The 17,562-nt window shown below is 68.2% G+C and carries 15 protein-coding genes and 2 pseudogenes; 4 read left to right on the plus strand and 13 right to left on the minus strand.

The window, feature by feature from the left end; all coding sequences use genetic code 11:
* Positions 1 to 8 precede the first annotated feature (8 nt).
* The 3 genes from ACYVLT_RS26105 to ACYVLT_RS26115 form a co-directional block, all read right to left on the minus strand.
* Positions 9 to 656, minus strand: coding sequence for a response regulator (locus ACYVLT_RS26105; RefSeq protein ID WP_461122842.1), 648 nt, complete (start codon positions 654 to 656; stop codon positions 9 to 11).
* Entirely contained in the window at positions 653 to 1,906 is a 1,254-nt protein-coding gene (locus ACYVLT_RS26110) for a sensor histidine kinase (protein ID WP_461122843.1), read from the minus strand. The genes ACYVLT_RS26105 and ACYVLT_RS26110 overlap by 4 nt, the downstream gene beginning before the upstream one ends.
* Positions 1,907 to 2,054: 148 nt before the next feature.
* The gene (locus tag ACYVLT_RS26115) at positions 2,055 to 3,194 is read right to left on the minus strand and encodes an ABC transporter substrate-binding protein (protein WP_461122844.1); all 1,140 of its coding nucleotides are present in this window, start codon (positions 3,192 to 3,194) and stop codon (positions 2,055 to 2,057) included.
* Positions 3,195 to 3,718: 524 nt separating this feature from the next.
* On the opposite strand from ACYVLT_RS26115, the gene ACYVLT_RS26120 reads away from it, so the two are divergent.
* Positions 3,719 to 4,438 carry an integrase core domain-containing protein gene (locus ACYVLT_RS26120; RefSeq protein ID WP_461122845.1) on the plus strand — a complete coding sequence of 240 codons (720 nt, stop codon included), beginning with the start codon at positions 3,719 to 3,721 and terminating at the stop codon, positions 4,436 to 4,438.
* Positions 4,439 to 4,928: 490 nt separating this feature from the next.
* On the opposite strand, the gene ACYVLT_RS26125 is transcribed toward ACYVLT_RS26120, so the two are convergent.
* Both ACYVLT_RS26125 and ACYVLT_RS26130 read right to left on the minus strand, forming a co-directional pair.
* Complete coding sequence (locus ACYVLT_RS26125) at positions 4,929 to 6,017, minus strand: alpha/beta hydrolase (protein ID WP_461122846.1); 1,089 nt, start codon at positions 6,015 to 6,017, stop codon at positions 4,929 to 4,931.
* Between the two features lie 508 nt (positions 6,018 to 6,525).
* A complete protein-coding gene (locus tag ACYVLT_RS26130) occupies positions 6,526 to 6,726 on the minus strand; it encodes a hypothetical protein (protein WP_461122847.1) in 201 nt (66 codons plus the stop codon).
* 239 nt (positions 6,727 to 6,965) lie between these two features.
* Here ACYVLT_RS26130 and ACYVLT_RS26135 point away from each other — a divergent pair, with 239 nt between their 5' ends.
* Positions 6,966 to 7,202, plus strand: coding sequence for a hypothetical protein (locus tag ACYVLT_RS26135; protein WP_461122848.1), 237 nt, complete (start codon positions 6,966 to 6,968; stop codon positions 7,200 to 7,202).
* Positions 7,203 to 7,449: 247 nt separating this feature from the next.
* On the opposite strand, the gene ACYVLT_RS26140 is transcribed toward ACYVLT_RS26135, so the two are convergent.
* The 8 genes and pseudogenes from ACYVLT_RS26140 to ACYVLT_RS26175 form a co-directional block, all read right to left on the minus strand.
* Positions 7,450 to 8,529, minus strand: a complete 1,080-nt coding sequence (locus ACYVLT_RS26140) for a ricin-type beta-trefoil lectin domain protein (RefSeq protein WP_461122849.1) — start codon at positions 8,527 to 8,529, stop codon at positions 7,450 to 7,452.
* Positions 8,530 to 8,691: 162 nt separating this feature from the next.
* Positions 8,692 to 8,868, minus strand: a complete 177-nt coding sequence (locus ACYVLT_RS26145) for a hypothetical protein (RefSeq protein ID WP_461122850.1) — start codon at positions 8,866 to 8,868, stop codon at positions 8,692 to 8,694.
* A 223-nt stretch (positions 8,869 to 9,091) separates the two neighbouring features.
* Positions 9,092 to 9,415 (minus strand): annotated as a pseudogene (locus tag ACYVLT_RS26150) (hypothetical protein); the annotation flags it as partial.
* Between the two features lie 252 nt (positions 9,416 to 9,667).
* Positions 9,668 to 10,129, minus strand: a pseudogene (locus tag ACYVLT_RS26155) (IS110 family transposase); the annotation flags it as partial.
* A gap of 682 nt (positions 10,130 to 10,811) precedes the next feature.
* Complete coding sequence (locus ACYVLT_RS26160; protein ID WP_461122851.1) at positions 10,812 to 12,275, minus strand: arabinofuranosidase catalytic domain-containing protein; 1,464 nt, start codon at positions 12,273 to 12,275, stop codon at positions 10,812 to 10,814.
* 23 nt (positions 12,276 to 12,298) lie between these two features.
* Complete coding sequence (locus tag ACYVLT_RS26165; RefSeq protein ID WP_461122852.1) at positions 12,299 to 14,320, minus strand: alpha-L-fucosidase; 2,022 nt, start codon at positions 14,318 to 14,320, stop codon at positions 12,299 to 12,301.
* The gene (locus ACYVLT_RS26170; RefSeq protein ID WP_461122853.1) at positions 14,317 to 14,886 is read right to left on the minus strand and encodes a sugar-binding domain-containing protein; all 570 of its coding nucleotides are present in this window, start codon (positions 14,884 to 14,886) and stop codon (positions 14,317 to 14,319) included. The genes ACYVLT_RS26165 and ACYVLT_RS26170 overlap by 4 nt, the downstream gene beginning before the upstream one ends.
* Positions 14,886 to 15,182: a cellulose binding domain-containing protein gene (locus ACYVLT_RS26175; protein WP_461122854.1), complete on the minus strand. Its 297-nt coding sequence runs from the start codon at positions 15,180 to 15,182 to the stop codon at positions 14,886 to 14,888. Before ACYVLT_RS26175 ends, ACYVLT_RS26170 begins: the two co-directional genes overlap by 1 nt.
* Positions 15,183 to 15,424: 242 nt before the next feature.
* On the opposite strand from ACYVLT_RS26175, the gene ACYVLT_RS26180 reads away from it, so the two are divergent.
* Positions 15,425 to 16,144: a hypothetical protein gene (locus tag ACYVLT_RS26180; protein WP_461122855.1), complete on the plus strand. Its 720-nt coding sequence runs from the start codon at positions 15,425 to 15,427 to the stop codon at positions 16,142 to 16,144.
* A gap of 485 nt (positions 16,145 to 16,629) precedes the next feature.
* Entirely contained in the window at positions 16,630 to 17,526 is an 897-nt protein-coding gene (locus ACYVLT_RS26185; protein ID WP_461122856.1) for a Scr1 family TA system antitoxin-like transcriptional regulator, read from the plus strand.
* Positions 17,527 to 17,562: the final 36 nt, after the last annotated feature.

A 17,562-nucleotide genomic window follows, 5' to 3' on the forward strand; every position in this document is an offset into this window, starting at 1 on the left:
GCACGACACTAGATGAGTTCGAGCAACCCCCGGCGCACCGCTTCGGAGACTGCTGCGGCCCGGTTGTCGACGCCCAGTTTCCGGTAGATGCGCACGAGATGCGTCTTGACGGTCGCCTCACTGAGATGGAGAGACTGTGCAATAGAGCGGTTGCTGTGACCATCGGCCATCAATCGGACGACTTCTCTTTCACGTTCCGTCACCCCGGGCGGAGGATTGATCACTCGGCCGACGAGGTGTTCAACGACCTCCGACGCGAGACCCATGCCGCCCGCGGCGGCAGCGTGCACAGCTTGGAACAGTTCTTCTGGCGGCCCCGCCTTGAGCACGTAGCCGCGCGCACCGGCCTCCAACGCGCGTACGACGTCGGCATGTCCGGAGTAACTGGTCAGCATCACCACCGCTGTGCCGGGAGCCTCGGCAGTCAGTCGGCGAACTGCCTCGACTCCGTCGATGCCGTCGTCTGTGCCCACGAACCGCAGATCCATCAGCACGACATCGGGCGCCAAGCCGACAGCGAGATGGATGGCCTCCTCGCCACTGCCCGCCTCCGCGACCACCTCGAAGTCAGGCTCACCGTCGAGCAGTGCCCGCAGTCCGGCCCGTACGACCGCGTGGTCGTCGGCGATCAGCAACCGCAACGGTGAGGTCGTCATGAGACCGCTGAAGAGTTCACCGGCACGATTGGTCCGGACGGCCGGCGGGCCGGGAGGGTGGCCCGGATCCGCGTACCCCGGTTCGGAGCGCTGTCGACATCGAGATCACCGCCGTACTCGCGAAGCCTCGCCTGGGCGGACGGAAGGCCCAAGCCCCGGCCCGAACGGAACACATCGCCGAGGTGAGCATGATCGAAGCCGACCCCATCGTCGCACACCTCCAGTTCGACGTGATCCAGGTGGTGGTGCAGGGTCACCGTCACGTTGGTGGCGTGCGCGTGTTCACGGACGTTGGCCAGCGCGCTCTGCGCCACGCGGAACAACGTGGTGGCCTGCTCGCCGAGGTCAGGACCGTGCGATCCGACCGAACGGAACTGCACCCGCTCCGCGATTTCGTCCTGCTGCGCGCGGGCGCACAGCAGGTGCAGTGCGCCCGCCAGGCCGGCCTCGGCGACGGCGGACGGAATGAGGTCCGTGATGATCCGCCGGGTCTCGGCGAGACCTGCGCTCAGGTTGTCGGCAGCCATGCGAACACGGACACGCGCCATGTCCGGTCGCTCTTCCCAGCTCCGCTCGGCCGCCTGCAACAGCATCACGCTGCCGGACAGTTCCTGGGCGAACGTGTCGTGCAGGTCTCGAGCGATGCGCGTGCGTTCCTCGAGAATACCGGCCCGGCGCTGCTCCTGCGCGAGCACGTCACGCGTGCCGCGCAGCTCCTCCACAAGGCGCCGGCGCTCTGCGGCATCCCGCTGCTGCGCCCGGTACAAGGCCACCGTGCCCCAGACAGCGGCTACGGGTATCAGCACGATCTCGGGGTCGAACCGACCGGTGGCCATGGTCAGCTGACCAACTAGCACGACGGTGATCGCGGCTACCGCGATCACGGCTCCACGGCGACCGAGCGCACGCAGAACCGCACACGCCAGCGGCACGGCGCACCAGACATACGCGACGGTCAGGAACGGCGGGGTGAGTTGGACAAGGACCGCCCACAGCAGGATCAGGGTTGCGATCCAGGCGTGCCGGGCGAACGCGCCCATCCGGAGCCACCGAGCCAGGCCTGCCGCGTACACGACGGCAAGCACCGTGCTGACGGTCACGATCTCCCAGCACAGTGCGATGTTCAGACTGGCGAGCCGGACCAGTGCGGTGCCGACGACAATGAAGAACACCAGGTGCTGGATGTGTCGCAGGGGATACCAGCTCCCGTACGCCGACGGCGGCATGTCGGTGGCCCCGCGGTCGGACACGACAACCCCTTGGATGGGTGATTCATCGAGGACAGGGGTGCCGAGTGTATCCGCTGCCGGTGCGGCTCATGTGAAAGAATCATATGAAAGAACTGTGCTCCGGTCCCGCCAGTCCCGCCAGTCGCGGCACCGGAGCACAGTTCGACAGCTACGCGCCCGGGCGCAGTCCGGGCCAGCCGGGCGTGGGGTCGCCCTTGACCTCCCCGAAGTACAGGGCGAAGGTCTGCTTCCAGCGCTCCACCTCGGCGCGGTCGGCCATGAAGCGGGGGAAGCCGTCGAGGTGGGCGTTCGGGTACTTCCAAATCGGCTTCAGACCGGCTGGAGGAGTGACGTCCGTGCGTACGGACCAGCCGTTGAAGGACGCCTGCTGCTGTGTGAGGGACAGCTGCCAGTTCAGGTAGAGCTTGGCGGCGGCCGGGTTCTTGGCCTGTTTGAGGATCGCGGCCCGCTGGCCCCAGGCCATGAACGGATGCCCGTCGGCGACCACGAACCTGACAGGTGCCGACGCGGGAGCGACCAGCGAGCCGGCGCCGCCGATGCCGATCGCCTTCTGCCCAGCCGCCACCGCCTCGCCCGGCGTGTTGCTGCCGCGGGCGAACCGCACATCCTGAGCGGCCAGTTTGGCCACCCAGTCCCAGCCGTAGGTCTGTGCGTAGAGCGAGTAGAGGTAGAGGACGGCGTCGTCGTCGTGCGGGTACGACGAGGCGATCTTGCCCTTCCACTTCGGGTCGACCAGGTCCAGCGGGGTGCGCGGCGCGGCCGAACCGACCGCCGACGGACCGTACATGAAGCTGAAGGCGAGCGCCGAGACGGCGACCCACGCGCCCTGCGGATCCTTGAACGCGTCGTAGACCTTCGAGAACCCGGCAGGCTTGTAAGGCAGCAGGCGTCCCTGCTCCTTCCAGCGCACGAAGTCCTGAACGGTCTGGAGCTGCACGACGTCCGGGACGGGAGTGCCGGTGGCGAACTGGTTGTCGACCCGGACGTCGTGATATTTGCTGTAGTCCACGATCAACGTCAGGTCGATGTCCGGGAAGCGGGCCTTGAAGGCCGCCTTGGTGCCGTCCTGCTGGGTCGGTGTGTCGCCGCCGGCGTAAATGACGAGCTTGCCGCCTTCCCTGAGCGCGGCCTGGTAGAGCTCGTCGAGCGTCCTGGTCTCCTCCGGCCCGCTGGGGTGCGGTGCCCTGTCGGGCGAAGCCGAGGCGCCGGCGGCACCGAAGGCACTGAAGCCCAAGGCTGCGCCGGCCCCGGCGGCAAGGACGTGTCGTCTGCTGAGGGAGCTTGACAAGGTGAGGAAGCCTCTCTGCTGGGGATGTACACGGCCAGGCGACTGTCATCCTCGTGTGACCGAGAGGATCTCCGCGTCATCCGGGCGGAGAGAAAAACGCGCTGGAGATGGACGTCGCGTTCAACCGAACGATTGAACGCCATGGCAACGGACGTCTCTTCGAGATCGTGACAAGCGCCATCGTGACGAAAACGCGTGTGCCGCTCGAAAAGTCATCGTTGCTGGTAGAGCAAGATTGTCACGGTGTTGGGAACATCTCCGGGTAGTCGTATCCCTGCTGTTCAAGATGACCCGAAGACTGCTGTCCGTACCATCAGTGGTGCTGCGCAACGAGACGGTGAAGGACGCCGAACTGCTCGTCCTGCGGCACGGGAACGCGGTCCTGCGCCGACAACTCGCAGGTCCGGTGCGCTACGAGCCCGCAGACCGGTTCTGGTTCGCCGCCCTGTCCGGATTGCTGGATCGTCGGCGGTGGCGGGAGGTCTTCCCGGTCATGCCGGGCACCCTGCTCGCCTGGCACCGCGGTGGGGTCATCGGCGGATCCAAGGCGAACCGGCCGGTCTCGGCCACCGCATCGCCGCCTCGAGGTCTGGCGGATCCTGCACGAAGCGGGCATCGACCCGGCACCACGCCACACCGGACCCACCTGGCGACAGTTCCCCAACGCCCAGGCCCAGGGCATCATCGCGGCGGATTTCCTCCACCTCGACACCATGCTCGGTAAACGCCTCTACGCACTGGCGTTTCTTGAACACGGCACCCGACGTCTGCACATCACCGGCGTCACCTCCCACCCGACCCGGGAGTGGACGACACAGCAGGCCAGAAACCTCACCGCCGACCTGGGACGCCGGATGGAGTCCTTGCGCTTCCTCCACGACCACGACGGCAAGTACAGCCAGGCATTCGACGCCGTCTTCCACTCCGACGATCTCCACGTGATCAAGAGCGCGCCACAGGCACCGCGGATGAACGCCCACTGCGAACGGGTCATCGGCACCCTCCGACACGAAGTCCTCGACCACATCCTGATCACCGGCGAAAGCCATGCACGCCAGGTCCTCACGACCTACGAAGACCACTACAACCGGCACCGGCCTCACCAGGCACGCGACCAACTATCACCCAACGTCCACCAGCGCCCCACTGCCGTGCACGACCTCGACACCCACGGACCTCACCGCACCCGCATCCTCGGCGGCCTCATCAACGAGTACAGACATGCCGCTGAACAGCAAGGATGACTTTTCGAGCGGCACAGGCAGATCACCGCGCACGCCGGCTGGACGAATGCCGTGAAGTGGGCGGCCTTGCGTTCGTAGCGGCGTGCCGGTCGTCGGAACCGGGAAACCCACTCCAGGGTCCGTTCGATGACGTACCGGTGGCGCCCCGACCGCTTGGCCGACTCGATGCCCCGGCGGGTGATCCGGGTGATGATGCCCCCGCTTGCGCAGCTCCGCGCGGCGGATCGGGTAGTCGTAGCCCTTGTCCGCGTGCGGCTTGCGCGGCAGACGACGAGGCCTGCCGACACGTCCCTGGCCGGGGTGACGGCATCGACGACGGTATCCGGTTCCAGGTGGTCGTTGCGGTTGGCCGTGGAGACGACCACGGCCGGCGGGAGGCCGTCGCGGTCGCTCACCGAGTGGATCTTCGAGCCGGGCTTGCCCCGGTCGACCGGGGCGGGCCGATCAGGTCCTCCCTTCGACCACGCGGACGTGCATGCTCCGAAGCCATTCACACGCCGTTGGACGCCGCTTCCGGGCTGATGCCGGCCGCGGCCACAGCGGCCATGCGACGCAGTTCCGCCGCGACGTCCAGCATCGCTCGCCGAGCGTGTCTGTCGCAGGCCAGGAACGAAGCGAACCCGTGCACCAACCCGTCGCGGTGCAGGTGGGTCACCTGCACCGCGACGGCCCTCAGCCGGTCCGCGTACTCGGTCCCCTCGTCCCGGAACGGGTCGAAACCCGCCGTGACCACGCAGGTCGGCGGCAGCCCGCGGAAATCGGGAGCGCGCAACGGCGAGGCGTACGGCTCGAACAGCCGCACGTGGTCCGGTGAGTAGCAGGACCGGTACCAGTCGAGCAGGTGGCTGTCGATGAAGTAACCGCGCCCGAAGAGCTGCCGTGACCGGTGTTCACTCATCCCGTCGACGGCCGGGTAGAGCATCAGGTTGAAGGCCGGCTTCGTCAGCGCGTCGTCGACACACCGCTGCGCCACGACGGCCGAGAGCGCTCCGCCCGCGCTGTCGCCACCGACCCCCACCGCACCGCCGGCACCGCCGAAGCGCTCCGCGTTCGAGACGACGTGCAGGAACGCCGCGTAAGCGTCGTCGACCGCGGCCGGATACGGGTGCTCCGGAGCGAGGGCGTACTCGACGGACACGATCCGCACGCCACCATGCCGGCTGAGGAAGCGACAGATCCCGTCGTGGCTGGTCAGGCTGCCGAACGCGAAACCGCCGCCGTGGAAGAACACCAGCAGGGGAAGCGGACCGGACGCACCGGGTGGGCTGTACACCCGCGCCGGAACCGGGCCGTGTACGCCGGCCACGACGGTGTCGTGCACCCGCACGTCACGCACGACACCGGCGAGCAGCACCGACGACACGATGTCGTAGTCCCTGCGGACCGCCACCAGGTCGGGAACCACCTGGGGTTCGGCCCTCGGCACGAACCGCTCCAGCGTGATCAACAGCTGAGCCGTGGGACTCATCTGCGCCCCCTCGACCTGGACGGGCGCGCCGACGATCGCGCGAATCACCCCGTCGGGCAGGCGCAACGCGGCCACTACCGCGCGGGTGGCCATGCGCAGGGCCAATCTCACCGGTGACTTCCTTGCGGCATCACTGGGAACACTCAGCCCCAGAAGTTGAACGTGGACAGCCGAACCGACTCGACGTGGCGCCGCAGCACGCCGGTGCGGAACCCACCGCGCACTCTCGGGGCAGGGCACTCAGACCTTGTCCGCGGCCCCAGTCGCCGTCATAAGTCCAGCACCCGGCCCGCGCCGTCCGATCGTTCACCGGTCACGGGGTCAAGTCTGTCCTTTGTGGATCTGCAGTCAAGCTCCGCATCTCATTTGGGCGTGTTGCCGGGTAGGCGTTATCGTTGATCAACGACGACAGTCAACACGCTGGCCGCCAGCCGACGGCGCCCTCCGGTTCCCCGGAGCGGTCCGGCTCGCCACCACCGCCGATCCCGCCTGGGCCCGAACGCGGACACCGGAAGCCCGTCGATGCTCCCGGTGTCCGTTCATTGCATTAGCCCGTATCGGCGGGTGCTGTCGCCTTCGTCGGGCGTTCCGGCTCCTTGCTGCTGCGGTCGAGGATCGTTCAGGGTGTGGTGAGGGAGAACCGGTTGACGGTGACGGCCCCGCCGAGGGCGGCGGTGGCGTGGTTGAAGATCGCAAACCGGTAGCCCATGAAGGATTGGCCGCCCAGGCCCCCGCGACGACCCCGACCGCTGATCGCGATGATCGCGTCTTTCAGACCGGCATACCCCGACCAGCGGTCACAGCGGCCTGAGGGCGTCACGGCCGATCACCGCCGCCGGTTGACAACGTCATTGGGAATCCTTTCCAGCTACTCGGCCACGTCCGCGAACCACTTCCGGCCCGACCCGGGCGGGATGCCCGCGAGGACAGCGAATACGTCCGCTGCGGCACCTGCTCGATCTTCGTGTGGGCAGAGCCCCTGCGCGGGTGGCGCCGCGTGCACGCCCTGGCCCGGCGAACCAGGATCGACTGGCCGGGCAGGTCAAACAGCTACTGACCGTGGACCATCCCGACGGCGGGACCGTGGTGCTGGTGATGGACAACCTCAACACCCACGGCATCGCCGCGCTCTACGAGGCCTTCTCCCTGGCCCAGCGCCCGGAGATCCACCACACCCCCGAACACGGGGTCCTGGCTCGACATCGCCGAGATCGGACTGTCCGCACTGTCGCGGCAATGCCTCGACCGCCCATCAGCGACCTCGACACCCTCAACGCCGAACTCGCCGCCTGGTAACACGCGACCAACGCCGAGCAACGCCAGGTCCGCCGGCGGTTCACCACCGACGACGCACGCGTCGAACTCCGCCACCTGTGCCCCAAGAGTCAGCCGCGACAATCTACTGGTCCAGCGGCGCCGGTTCGTCGCGGATCGACCCGACCGGTCACGGACACGAGCCACATGTGCGTCGACCGGGCCGGGTGTGCGTCGCGTTTCGCAAGCGACGTGCACCCGGCCGGTTCTCGCCGACACCCGAGCGTGGTCAGGACCTCCACTGCTGGTTGGGCTGGCCGCTGCAGGACCACAGGTGCAACTTGGTGCCGTTGGTGGAACCCCAGCCGGAGGCGTCCAGGCACAGGTTGGACAGCGCGTTGGTGATCGTGCCGTCGGCGTTGACGTTCCACTGCTGGTTGGCGCCGCCGTGGCAGTCCCAGATCGCCACCGGGGTGCCGTTGGCGGAACCCCAGCCGGAGGCTTCCAGGCACTTCGTGCCGTAGACCGTCAGCTGCCTGCCGGAGGTGTAGGTCCAGCTCTGGTTGCTGCCGCCGTGGCAGTCCCACAGATGGACCTGCGTGCCGTTGGCGACCCCCGGAGTGTCCACGCAACGGCCCGAGTGCACGCCCACGATCCGCCTCGTGGGATCACCGATGCTGCCGGGCACGGAGCGCAGCGCGTTGTACCAGGTCGCGGCCATCTTGTCGTAGCCGGTGGCGGTCGGGTGGACCCCGTCGATCAAGTCGGCGGTGGTCAGCGCGGAGTGCATGTCGACCAGGTGCACCCGCTTGCCCGCGTTGACCTTGCTCTGCACCATGCCGGGGATCGTCGCGTTGTAGGTGCGGACGACCGACTCCTGCGACTCGTTGGCCAGCGGGATGATCGTCGCGACGAACACGTCGGCGTTGGGCACGGTCGCGGTGATGCGGTCCACCAGGGCCGACAGGCGCGCGGGCGCGTTGGCCATGTCGAAGTCCTGGCCGACGTCGTTGGTGCCGATGTGCAGCAGCACGGTTCGGGGGTTGGTGCTGCCGAGCCAGCCGACGATGTTCGCGTCGATCTGGTCGATGCGCCAGCCGGGGTGGCCCTCGTGGTCGTGATCCCCCAACGACGACGGGCCGTTGAACTGCGAGCCGACGAAGTCCGTGCGGTAGCCGCCCGCCACGAGCCGCTGCCACAGCCCGTTCCGGTAGCCGCCCGGGACCTGTGTCCCCTCGGTGATCGAGTCGCCCAGCGGCATGACCCGTGTTCCACCGTTGGATTCCGCGACCGCCGGTGCGGCGGGCAGCAGCGCGGCTGCGATCACAGCGACGGCGCAGGCGATGAGCCGCCGCGATCTTGCCTGCATATGTTCTCCCTGGTTCGGTTCGCAATATTGCGTTAGCGCTAACATTGGATGTTCGGGGAAACGTCATGTCAAGAAATCGACCCAGTTGAGACGACCCTCTGCCGGGTAAGCGGTCGAGGCGTCATGACGTTGACATTTGATGCGTTTCGGCATTGTGGTACGTCAACGATCTTGTAGGCGCCAGCCTGTGGTGTTAGCGTTCACAGTTTGTGACTGCGGGTCCTGGCCGCCGTGCGTGACCTGGCCCGCCTCGATCTGGTCACCGAGGCGGTGCGTGCGGCCCCGGAGGAATTCGCCCGCACCGCCGAGCACGCGCTCGACGGCCTGGTCGACGAGCACTGGGGCGGTCGCTATGGCCGACCGGTTCGCCTGGGCAGGAACCCCACCCGGCCCAGGACCAGGATCAACGCCACCGGAGCGGACGCCGGCCACCTGCTCGAACACCTCAGCCGCAACCATCCCGGCCTGCTGGACAGCCCAGGGTGCAGGCCCTGCGGCTGCGAGCTGCGGGATCGGCTTCTGCTCGAAGGCGCACAACCGGTACTCACGCGCCCCGGTGCATTCAAGATGCGCCGGGGCCGGCGGCGGCCGACCGGACGTCACAGGCTCGTCGAGGACCTGAGACGACGGTGCGCCGGTTGGGTGCAGGATGAGGCATCCTTTTCAGTGGACGGTGGGGTCTGTCACCGCGCTTTCGTCGACGCGAACCGACCGGGAGCGGCGAACCGCAGCGCGCCCTCCAGGTCGGATGGGTCGGATCGCCCAGCGCCCGCCGCGCGATCAGCGACCCGACTCCCGAGGCGATCTTGAATCCTTTGCCGGAGAAGCCCGTCGCCAGGAACGTGCGGGGACGGTCGGGAACGCTTCCGATCAGCGGCCGTCGGTCGGGGGTGTCCCTATGTGGTTGTCAAGCCGCAGCCGGGGCGGGAGTGGTCTCGGGGTGCCGGTAGTGGGTCTTGTTGCGGAGCATGGCGAACAGGACATCGCAGCGTCGTCGGGCCAGGCAGATCAGCGCGGCGTTCTCCCGGGCGAGTTCCTTACGAGCCCGCTCCACCGGTGACACCGGGCGGAATCCAGTCAACGCAGCGGATGCGCGCTCGGCGGTCAGGTCCGTGGACACCCCGCCGGGCAGCAGTTCGCGCAGCAACGCGTGCAGCTGGTTGACCGTCCTGGTGCGCTGCTGGGTGAGGTTGCCCCGCCGCTCGTCCAGCATCCCCAGCACTGTCGAGGCGTCCTCGGCCATCACCGGGGCGGTGTCACCGCGCAGGGCGGCCACGCCGGCCGCCGCCGCGGCGTCCAGCACGTCGTTCTTGCGGCGACCGCCGCGCGACAGCTCGCGCACCCGGGCGGTGGCCGTCGGTGGGACGTCGACCACGGTCTCGCCTCGGGCGATCAGCCATTGCGTCAGGTGCCGGCCGAGACCGCGGGCGTTCTCCACTGCCCACCGACGGTCGTCGAACCGTCGCGCCCAGGTCAGCAGCCGCCGGTACTCGGCGAGTGTGGCCTCAACGCGGATGGCCTCCAGCGTGCTGTGGGTGCCGGAGTCCAGTGCCGCCGCCGTGTGGCTGGACTTGTGCGGGTCAACCCCGATCACGACCATCGACCGCAGATTCTTTCCCTTGCCGGACAAGGAAAGCCACGGTCGACATTCCGACTTTCAGCGTGTGGAGCCCATTCCTCTGTTGAGTCAGACCGCGGCCGGCGCCGGGCCGGGCCACAAACCCCCGAAGAGCCAGCCCACCAGGGCGGCAGGAACCTCACGAGCGAGCCCGACCCAGCGCCTGCGGCAGGCTATAACCAGTGATCACCCAGCCAGCCCAACCGGTACCTACATACAAGTCGGGAACCTCACTGGGCTGGGGTCCGGTGCTGATACAGGCGATCGTCTCGACGGCGGGCTGGGCGGTCCTCGTGCGCTCGTCTCCCACCACCGTCGGCGTGCTCGTCAAGTGATCGCGCACGCCTCGAGGCAGCGCTCGCGTGGTGCTGTGCGTCGCCACTCAGGGTGTGCCACCCGAGGCGCAGATGTCGCAGGGCCCGGTGGTGGCGGCCTGGGCGCTCGGCGCGCCTGAGAGCAGGACGAATCCGGTGCTCGCGACGAGCGCGAGTGACGTCGCCGCGGCAAGCATGATGCCGCCTGTTCTTCTTCCCGCGTCCATCCATCTCCATTCACGCGTGCCCGGCCTGGCGCCGCGGTGGTGGGTCGATGAAGTGCCGGAGAGGGCCGGGCGTGCCGCCGCAAGACCACGACGGCGGCACGCCCGACCGGACGTCTCCGACGATCAGCTGCGGAGTTTCCACTGCTGGTTGCTGCCGCCGTGGCAGGCCCAGAGGATCAGCTTCGTGCCGTTGGCGGTGCCGGCGGCGTTGGCGTCGAGGCACAGCCCGGACTGGACGCTGGTGATGGTGCCGTTGGCGTTGACGTTCCACTGTTGGTTGTCCTGGCCGTGGCAGTCCCAGATGACGACTTGGGTGCCGTTGCTGGTGCCTCGGCCGTAGGCGTCGAGGCACTTGTTGCCGTAGACCTGGAGTTGCCTCCCGGCGGTGTGCGTCCAGCGCTGCTGGCTGGCGCTACCGCAGTCCCAGAGCTGCGCTTGGGTGCCGTTGGTGGTGCTGCCGTTCGGCACATCGACGCAGCGGCTGGACGCGCCGCCCACGATCTGGGCGCCCTGCTGCGGGTCGCCCGGTGCGTAGGCGGCTGCCGTGATGTTGGCTTGTACGGCGTCCTCGGTCGCCGCGGTCGGGTAGCCGGAGGTCATCACGCCCTCGTAGAAGGTGCCGCGGCCGGTGTTGCTGTTGTCGCCGCCGATGCCGAGCAGGATGGCGCCTTCCTTCTTCATCGGGTGGTAGCCGTTGGGGCGGCGTCCGTCGAACAACGTCGTCAGCCCACCGGACTGCGCGTTGCCGCCGCGGATCGCCCAGTGGTTCGGCTCGCCCTTGACGATGGCCGTCAGGAAGCGGTGGCTGATGGGGGGCATGGGGTTGTACCGCGCGTTCACCCCGGTGAACAGTCCCCACTCCATGTCGGCCATGATCCATGGGCCGCTGCCGTCCCCGTAGCCCCACACCCTGTTGTTGCCGAAGTAGACGGTCTCCATGATGCCGATGTCGTCGGCCATGGCGTTCGTCTGCGCGTTGCCGTAGTCGAAGCAGCACCCGTCGTTGTAGTGCGTACCGTCGAGGACGGCGTAGATGCCCTCCGGCTGGTCGCCCTTCGCGATGCCGTTGGTGTTGTTGTTGCGGTAGCCGGTGCCGGGCGCGATGTAGACGCCGTACGCCTTCTGACCGCCGATGCGGATCGGCGCCGCCTTCGCGTCTGCGAGGTTGTCCGACCCGCCAGGGCCGGGGCCCGGCACGCCGCCACCCATGGCCTGGGTGAGGCGGTTGTTCCGGCCGGACTGGTCGTAGATGACGGTGATGACGCAGTTCGTGCTGGCGCAGAACGCGTCCTGCGCGGCCGCGTCGGCCACCCCGCCCTCGCTCAGCACGCCGATGTCCTTGGTGGTGTTGTCCGACGAGCGGCGGACCTGGTACAGCGGACCGTTGTGGGCGCCGTACAGCGCCCGGGTAGTGCTGTGCGCGGCGACGCACGGCGTGCCGCCGGAGGCGTAGATGTCGCACGGGCCCACAGTGGCGGCCTGGGCTTCCGGCGCGTCGGCGACGACATAGCTGGCGGTACTGAGGGCCAGGACCAGCGGTAATCCCGCGGCGGCCATGAGGCGACTGATTCTTGTGCTCACGCTCATCGATTCCTCTCGTACGGTGTCACTCAGGAGTGTGTGGAGCGACGGTGGGGGATGGAACTCGCTGGCCAGCTGCGCAGGCTCCACTGCTGGTTGTTGCCGCCGTTGCAGTCCCAGGTCACCACCGCGGTGCCGTTGGTGGTGCCCCGGGCGTAGGCGTCGAGACACTTGCCGCCGACGGTGAGCTGCTTGTTCGCGGTGTACGTCCAGCGCAGGTTGGTGCCACCGGTGCAGTCCGACAGCTGCGCCCGGGTGCCGTTGGCCGCCGCCCCGCCGTCGATGCAGCGACCTGACTGGCCGCCGACGATCGTGGAGGTGGTGCCGCCACCGACGCTGCCGGGCCGGAGGTGGAGGCTGAACTCGGCGATGGCCGGTACCGCTCGGGAGCCGGTGATCCGCAGCCGTAGCCGGCTCGTGGAGACCGGGGCGGCCAGGCGGATCAGCCGTTTGTGGCCGACGACGGGTTCGTTCGCGATCTGGGTCCAGGAGCTGCCATTCCAGGAGTCGACGGCGATCGACCGCACCCGCTGGCCGATGTTCAGGTCTTCCTGCACGGAGATGACGTCGAAGGTCTTCGTGGCCGGCAAGGTGAACACGAGCGAGCCGGTGTCAGCGTTCGGTTGCCATGAGCTGTCGAGGTTGCCGTCGAGCGTCAGCTCGGGGGTGTGACCGGTGGTGTTCGAAGTTCCCTCGTCGTTGGCGACGGTGGCGCCGCTCGCGAGGTTCGTGCCGAAGGTCTTGGAGAGCGTGGAGCCGAACTCACCCAGTGCCGTCACCACCGACTGGTCCAGCAGGCCCTGCCGGTTCGGGGAGATGTTCAGCAGTTCGGGCAGGGGCCGCCAGCTGTCACCGGGTTGCCAGAACCAGTTGTGGCGCGCCGACAAGGTGCCGTTGCACTCGCCGGGGGGCCATCGCAGCACGTTCCATGCGCTGGTCCCGTTCGAGTTCCGCCGGGACAGCACCGCGTCGCTCGCAACGTCGGGGGCGGTGTTGAAGCCGGGCGCGGGCAGTGCGGTGTCGGCGACGTCGGCGATGTTGCCGTTGGTCGGCACGACCGACCACTCCGACGTACGTGCGTAGCCGTCTTCGTTGCCGATCCAGCGCACGTCCGGCCCGCCGTCGCCTTCGAGGACCGCCGTGGGCTGCAGCTTGCGGGCCATGGCGGTCCAGTCTGCGAAGTTGTAGGGCTGGTTGCGGCCGGTGGGGTTGGCACCGTCCAGCCAGATCTCGGTCACTGGGCCGTAGCGGGTGAGCAGCTCGTAGAGCGTGTTCTCGAAGTACGTGTTGTAGTCGTCGGAGTTGAACTGGAACGTCACCCCGTCGACGACATCCGCAGGGTGCGACGGGATGTTCACTGGCCTGGAGGGGCTGCCGTTCGCGAACTTCCCGCCGGGCTGGTTCTCGCGCATGTCGGCCGATGAGACGTAGAAGCCGACCTTCAGCCCGTACTTGTGCATCGAGTCCGTGAAGCTCTCGAGCACATCGCCGCGGCCGCCGGCCCATGAGGAGGAGGTCACGCCGAACCTGGAGTAGTTCGACGGGAACAGCAGGAAGCCGTCGTGGTGCTTGGCGGTGAGGATCGCCCCCTTGAACCCGGCGTCCTTCATCGCGACCGCCCACTGGTCGGTGTTCAAGCCGGTGGGTTGGAAGGAGTTCGGGTTCTCGGTGTCGGTGCCCCACTCCCTGCCGGTGAAGGTGTTGATGCCGAAGTGGATGAAGTTGTACTGCTCGAGCCGTTGCCAGCCAGTTGGCGCGGTGACGGAACGATGTCCGCGGCCTTCATGATGATCGTGGCGGGCGAATCGGCGGGCGCCACGGGGGCCACCTGGACGGAGGCGGCCGTGATGGCGTTGCTGGGTAAGGACAGGGTGAGCACGACTGAGCCGAGCGCGCTCAGTGCCGCCAATGTCGTTCTGCCACGGGTCCGCCCTCGGTGGGGGCCGACCGGGCGCCGGGCCGCCGCTTCTTCCTGCCCGTGGGCTCCATGATGGGACATCCTTCCGGGGACATGCGTCCCCTGATCTCGGATGTCCGTCAAAACGGGTCAAGCCGAGACCGCCTCGGACCAGTCGGCGGCGTCGGGCACCAGGTACCGGCCGTTGGATGCCTTCAACGCGCCGCGGCCCTTCACGGCGATGCTGATCGTGTGGGTGCTGCCGGGGGCCGCGTAGGCGGTGATGTCGAAGTTCGACGGCGTGAACGCCGTGGTCTGCGTCGCCACCACCCGGCCGTCGACCGACAGCGTCGCCTGGTGGTTGACCGCCCCGAACTCGATCCACGTCGACTGCGGCTGACCCGAGTCGGGCACGGTGATGCTGCGCGAGTACACCGCCTCGTTCACGTCGGTGAAGCCCTGCTTGTACCAGCCGCCGCCGGGCACGGTGATCGAGGTCGCCCCCCGGCCCGCCGGGGTGAAGCTCCACGTCCCGGCCAGGTCGACCGAGGCGATCGCGGCGGCGCCGGCAGCCGCGGCCGTGACGGCCGGCTGTCCTGCGGCGGCCGGCTGTTCTGCGGCGGCGGGTTGTACCGTGCCGATGGCCGCGAGGAGCGTTGCGCCGGCCAGCGCTGCGCGGACGAAGCGCTGGAATAGCGTGCGAGGGCTGTTCTGACGCATCAAGAAACCCCTTTCGCGGGTGTCGCGTCTACGGGGATACACCGATCATCGGACCCATCGTCACTACCGCCGGGGCCGCCGAACTGGATAGGTCCACTATGGACTCGTCTACCGGCTCCATGCCCGCGGAGCAGGGCATCGGTCGGTAAGCAATCGTGGTTCCGGCCGGACGTGATCTGCCGGCTGCCGGTGTGGGTCCAGGTGATCGTCCAGGCGGTGACCGGCGCCCCGTTGTTGGTGACGGCGACGTTGGCGGTGAACCCGCTCGCCCACACGTTGGGCTGGTAGGTGACCACGCACGGTGGCGCGGACGAGGCGGAACTGGCCGCCTATCGGCACCAACGCGCCGACGGACAGGGCGGCGAGCACGCGCGACAACCTCGGCACGGTGACCCCTTAGGAGCTGGGAGCGTTCCCAGGCACAGACTGTAATGGAGCCCTCACGAGTTGAAAAGCGGCCGACCGTTGCGACCAGTGCTAATTATTTTGAGCATAAGTATTGAGCTGCCTACATGATGGCGTAGCGGAGGTGCGGGGCATGGAAGTAGCCGCGGACGATGTGCGGTCGGCGTTGACGGCGGTGCAGGAAGCGTCGGGTCTCGTGGGCGAGGCGGTCGACGTTGTGGGCGCGGGAGGCGTTGACGTTGCGACGTTCCTATATTTGTCAACCGGTCAGCGCGAGGTCTTTGAGGTCTGCGATGAGGGTGTAGTGAACGTTTTTCATCCTGGCCTGGATTGGGCTTGTCCCGTTTTGACGGACATCCGAGATCAGGGGACGCGTGTCCCCGGAAGGATGTCCCATCATGGAGTCCATGGGCAGGAAAAAAGCGGCGGCCTCGGCGGTCGTTCACCCCGGAGTTCAAGGCCGAGATCGTCGAGTTGTGCCGGCGGGGTGACCGGTCGGTGCGGCAGGTCGCGCTGGACTTCGATCCCCGACAGAGTCAAGCTCAAGCGGCGTCTGCACCGCTCTATCAGCAACGATGACTTTTCGAGCGGCACAGGGTGGCGGTTCCTGCCGATCGAGTCGGGCCGGGACCAGATTGACGGGTTCAGGCAGTGGCCGGGTGGGTGGCGCGACGGCGTCCGGTTCCGCGACGAGGGTGATGCGTTGGGACTGCGCATGGACCGCGATACCCGTATCACGTGGGAGTGCACGGGTTCGCTCGCCGAGGTCGTGCAGGAGCTGCTGTTGCTTCCGAACCCCGGTTCCCGGCTCGCGCCGAGACTGGCCAAAGGCCACGGCCCGGGACAGTGGTGACGGTCGCGGCGGTGACGAGGCAGTCCGCCCGCGCGGTAGGAGTCTCGCGCCGCCTCGTGCACTTGGTCGACGCCGACGCCCGTACGGCGGACGCCTCCCGGTGGTCGCCGAAGTCGCGGTCCCGGAGCAGCGCACGTGGACCTTTCCCTCATCGACCTGGCCCGTGTTCCGCGTGGCCGCGCCTCGTCGAGCCTTTGACCCTGTACGAGTCGGTCGGCTCACCGCACGCCGACCGGATCCGTCACCGTCACCGCGCCTGCTCAGCGGGTGTCAGCACGCGACCCGGCGACAGGGGGAGAGAACGTGGAACGGCGGTCAGGGGACTGTCGCCGTCGCGCGGGGCCGACCCAGGTCAACGTCCACCTACGCACACTGCCTTTACCGCCGCGAGCCGCGCCCGTCGCACGGCGGGTGCGCGGCAAGTTTTCATCGGGTCGTCGACCGCGGCCCGGACGTGAGGTCCGAGTACCGGGAAGGCTTGCACGTTGGAGTCACACGTCGCCCTGCGCCGCCGCTCCGCCGGCACGCCCAAAGGCAGAGAACTGGGGGAGGAGCTGCGTCGCCTCCGTCTGCGGCATGAGGTGACACTCGTGGACGCGGTACGGCGCGTCGGCTGGACGGTGGGGAAACTGTCCAAATTGGAAGGCGGCACACGTGGTACGGGTGGGTGGGAGTTGGCCGCCTACGCCAGTGCCCTGGGCGCCGACGACGCCACCCTCGGCCGCATCCAACAGCTGCTCGACGAGCCCGCGACCGGCAGCTACGTCCGGCCGCATCCGCAGTGGGTGCCCGACGACCTCGCCATGCTGGCCAGGCACGAGCACATCGCCGCGACCGTCACCTCCTACGACCCGCCGATTGTTCCCGCGTTGCTGCAGACCGAGGACTACGCCTGTATCGCCTTGGCCCAGACCCACGACGTCGACCTTGCGGTGCGGACGCGTGTCCTGAGGCAACGCCGCTTCCGTGAACGCGGGCCGTGGTGCGGCGGCACCTTCTTCGTCCACGAGGGCGCGCTGCCCGCCCCCGTGGACAAGGTCGGGCACGAGCCGTTGATGGCCTTGGCGATCACGGCAACGACCGGCGGACCCGGATGGGTGGTCCGGCTCATTCCCCACGGTGTGGACGACGCCGGGCCGCGCCTGGCGCTGCGGCAGCCCTTCACCGTCATGACCTTTCCCGACCCGATCCGGCCTCTGGTCTACACCGAGGCTGTCGACGTCACCGTGTTCGCCGAGATCGACCACGGCACCCACCACACCATGCTGGCGGACCTGCACCGTGTCGCCCTCACGCCGCAGGACAGCGCCGCCGAGCTGCTCCGGCGAGCCGACTCGGTCACCGGCCGACACCACCAGGGCGACCAGGACCGGACCGGGTGAACACCGGCCACGACACACCGCGGCACACGCACCCGT

Source organism: Saccharothrix stipae, from assembly GCF_054781895.1.

What these genes read in the sequence shown, in the direction of transcription:
- ACYVLT_RS26105 (WP_461122842.1), bottom strand. Translation starts at nt 656, where the DNA reads ATGACGACCTCACCGTTGCGGTTGCTGATCGCCGACGACCACGCGGTC.
- ACYVLT_RS26140 (WP_461122849.1), bottom strand. Translation starts at nt 8,529, where the DNA reads ATGCAGGCAAGATCGCGGCGGCTCATCGCCTGCGCCGTCGCTGTGATC.
- ACYVLT_RS26160 (WP_461122851.1), bottom strand. Translation starts at nt 12,275, where the DNA reads ATGAGCGTGAGCACAAGAATCAGTCGCCTCATGGCCGCCGCGGGATTA.
- ACYVLT_RS26170 (WP_461122853.1), bottom strand. Translation starts at nt 14,886, where the DNA reads ATGCGTCAGAACAGCCCTCGCACGCTATTCCAGCGCTTCGTCCGCGCA.
- ACYVLT_RS26180 (WP_461122855.1), top strand. Translation starts at nt 15,425, where the DNA reads ATGGAAGTAGCCGCGGACGATGTGCGGTCGGCGTTGACGGCGGTGCAG.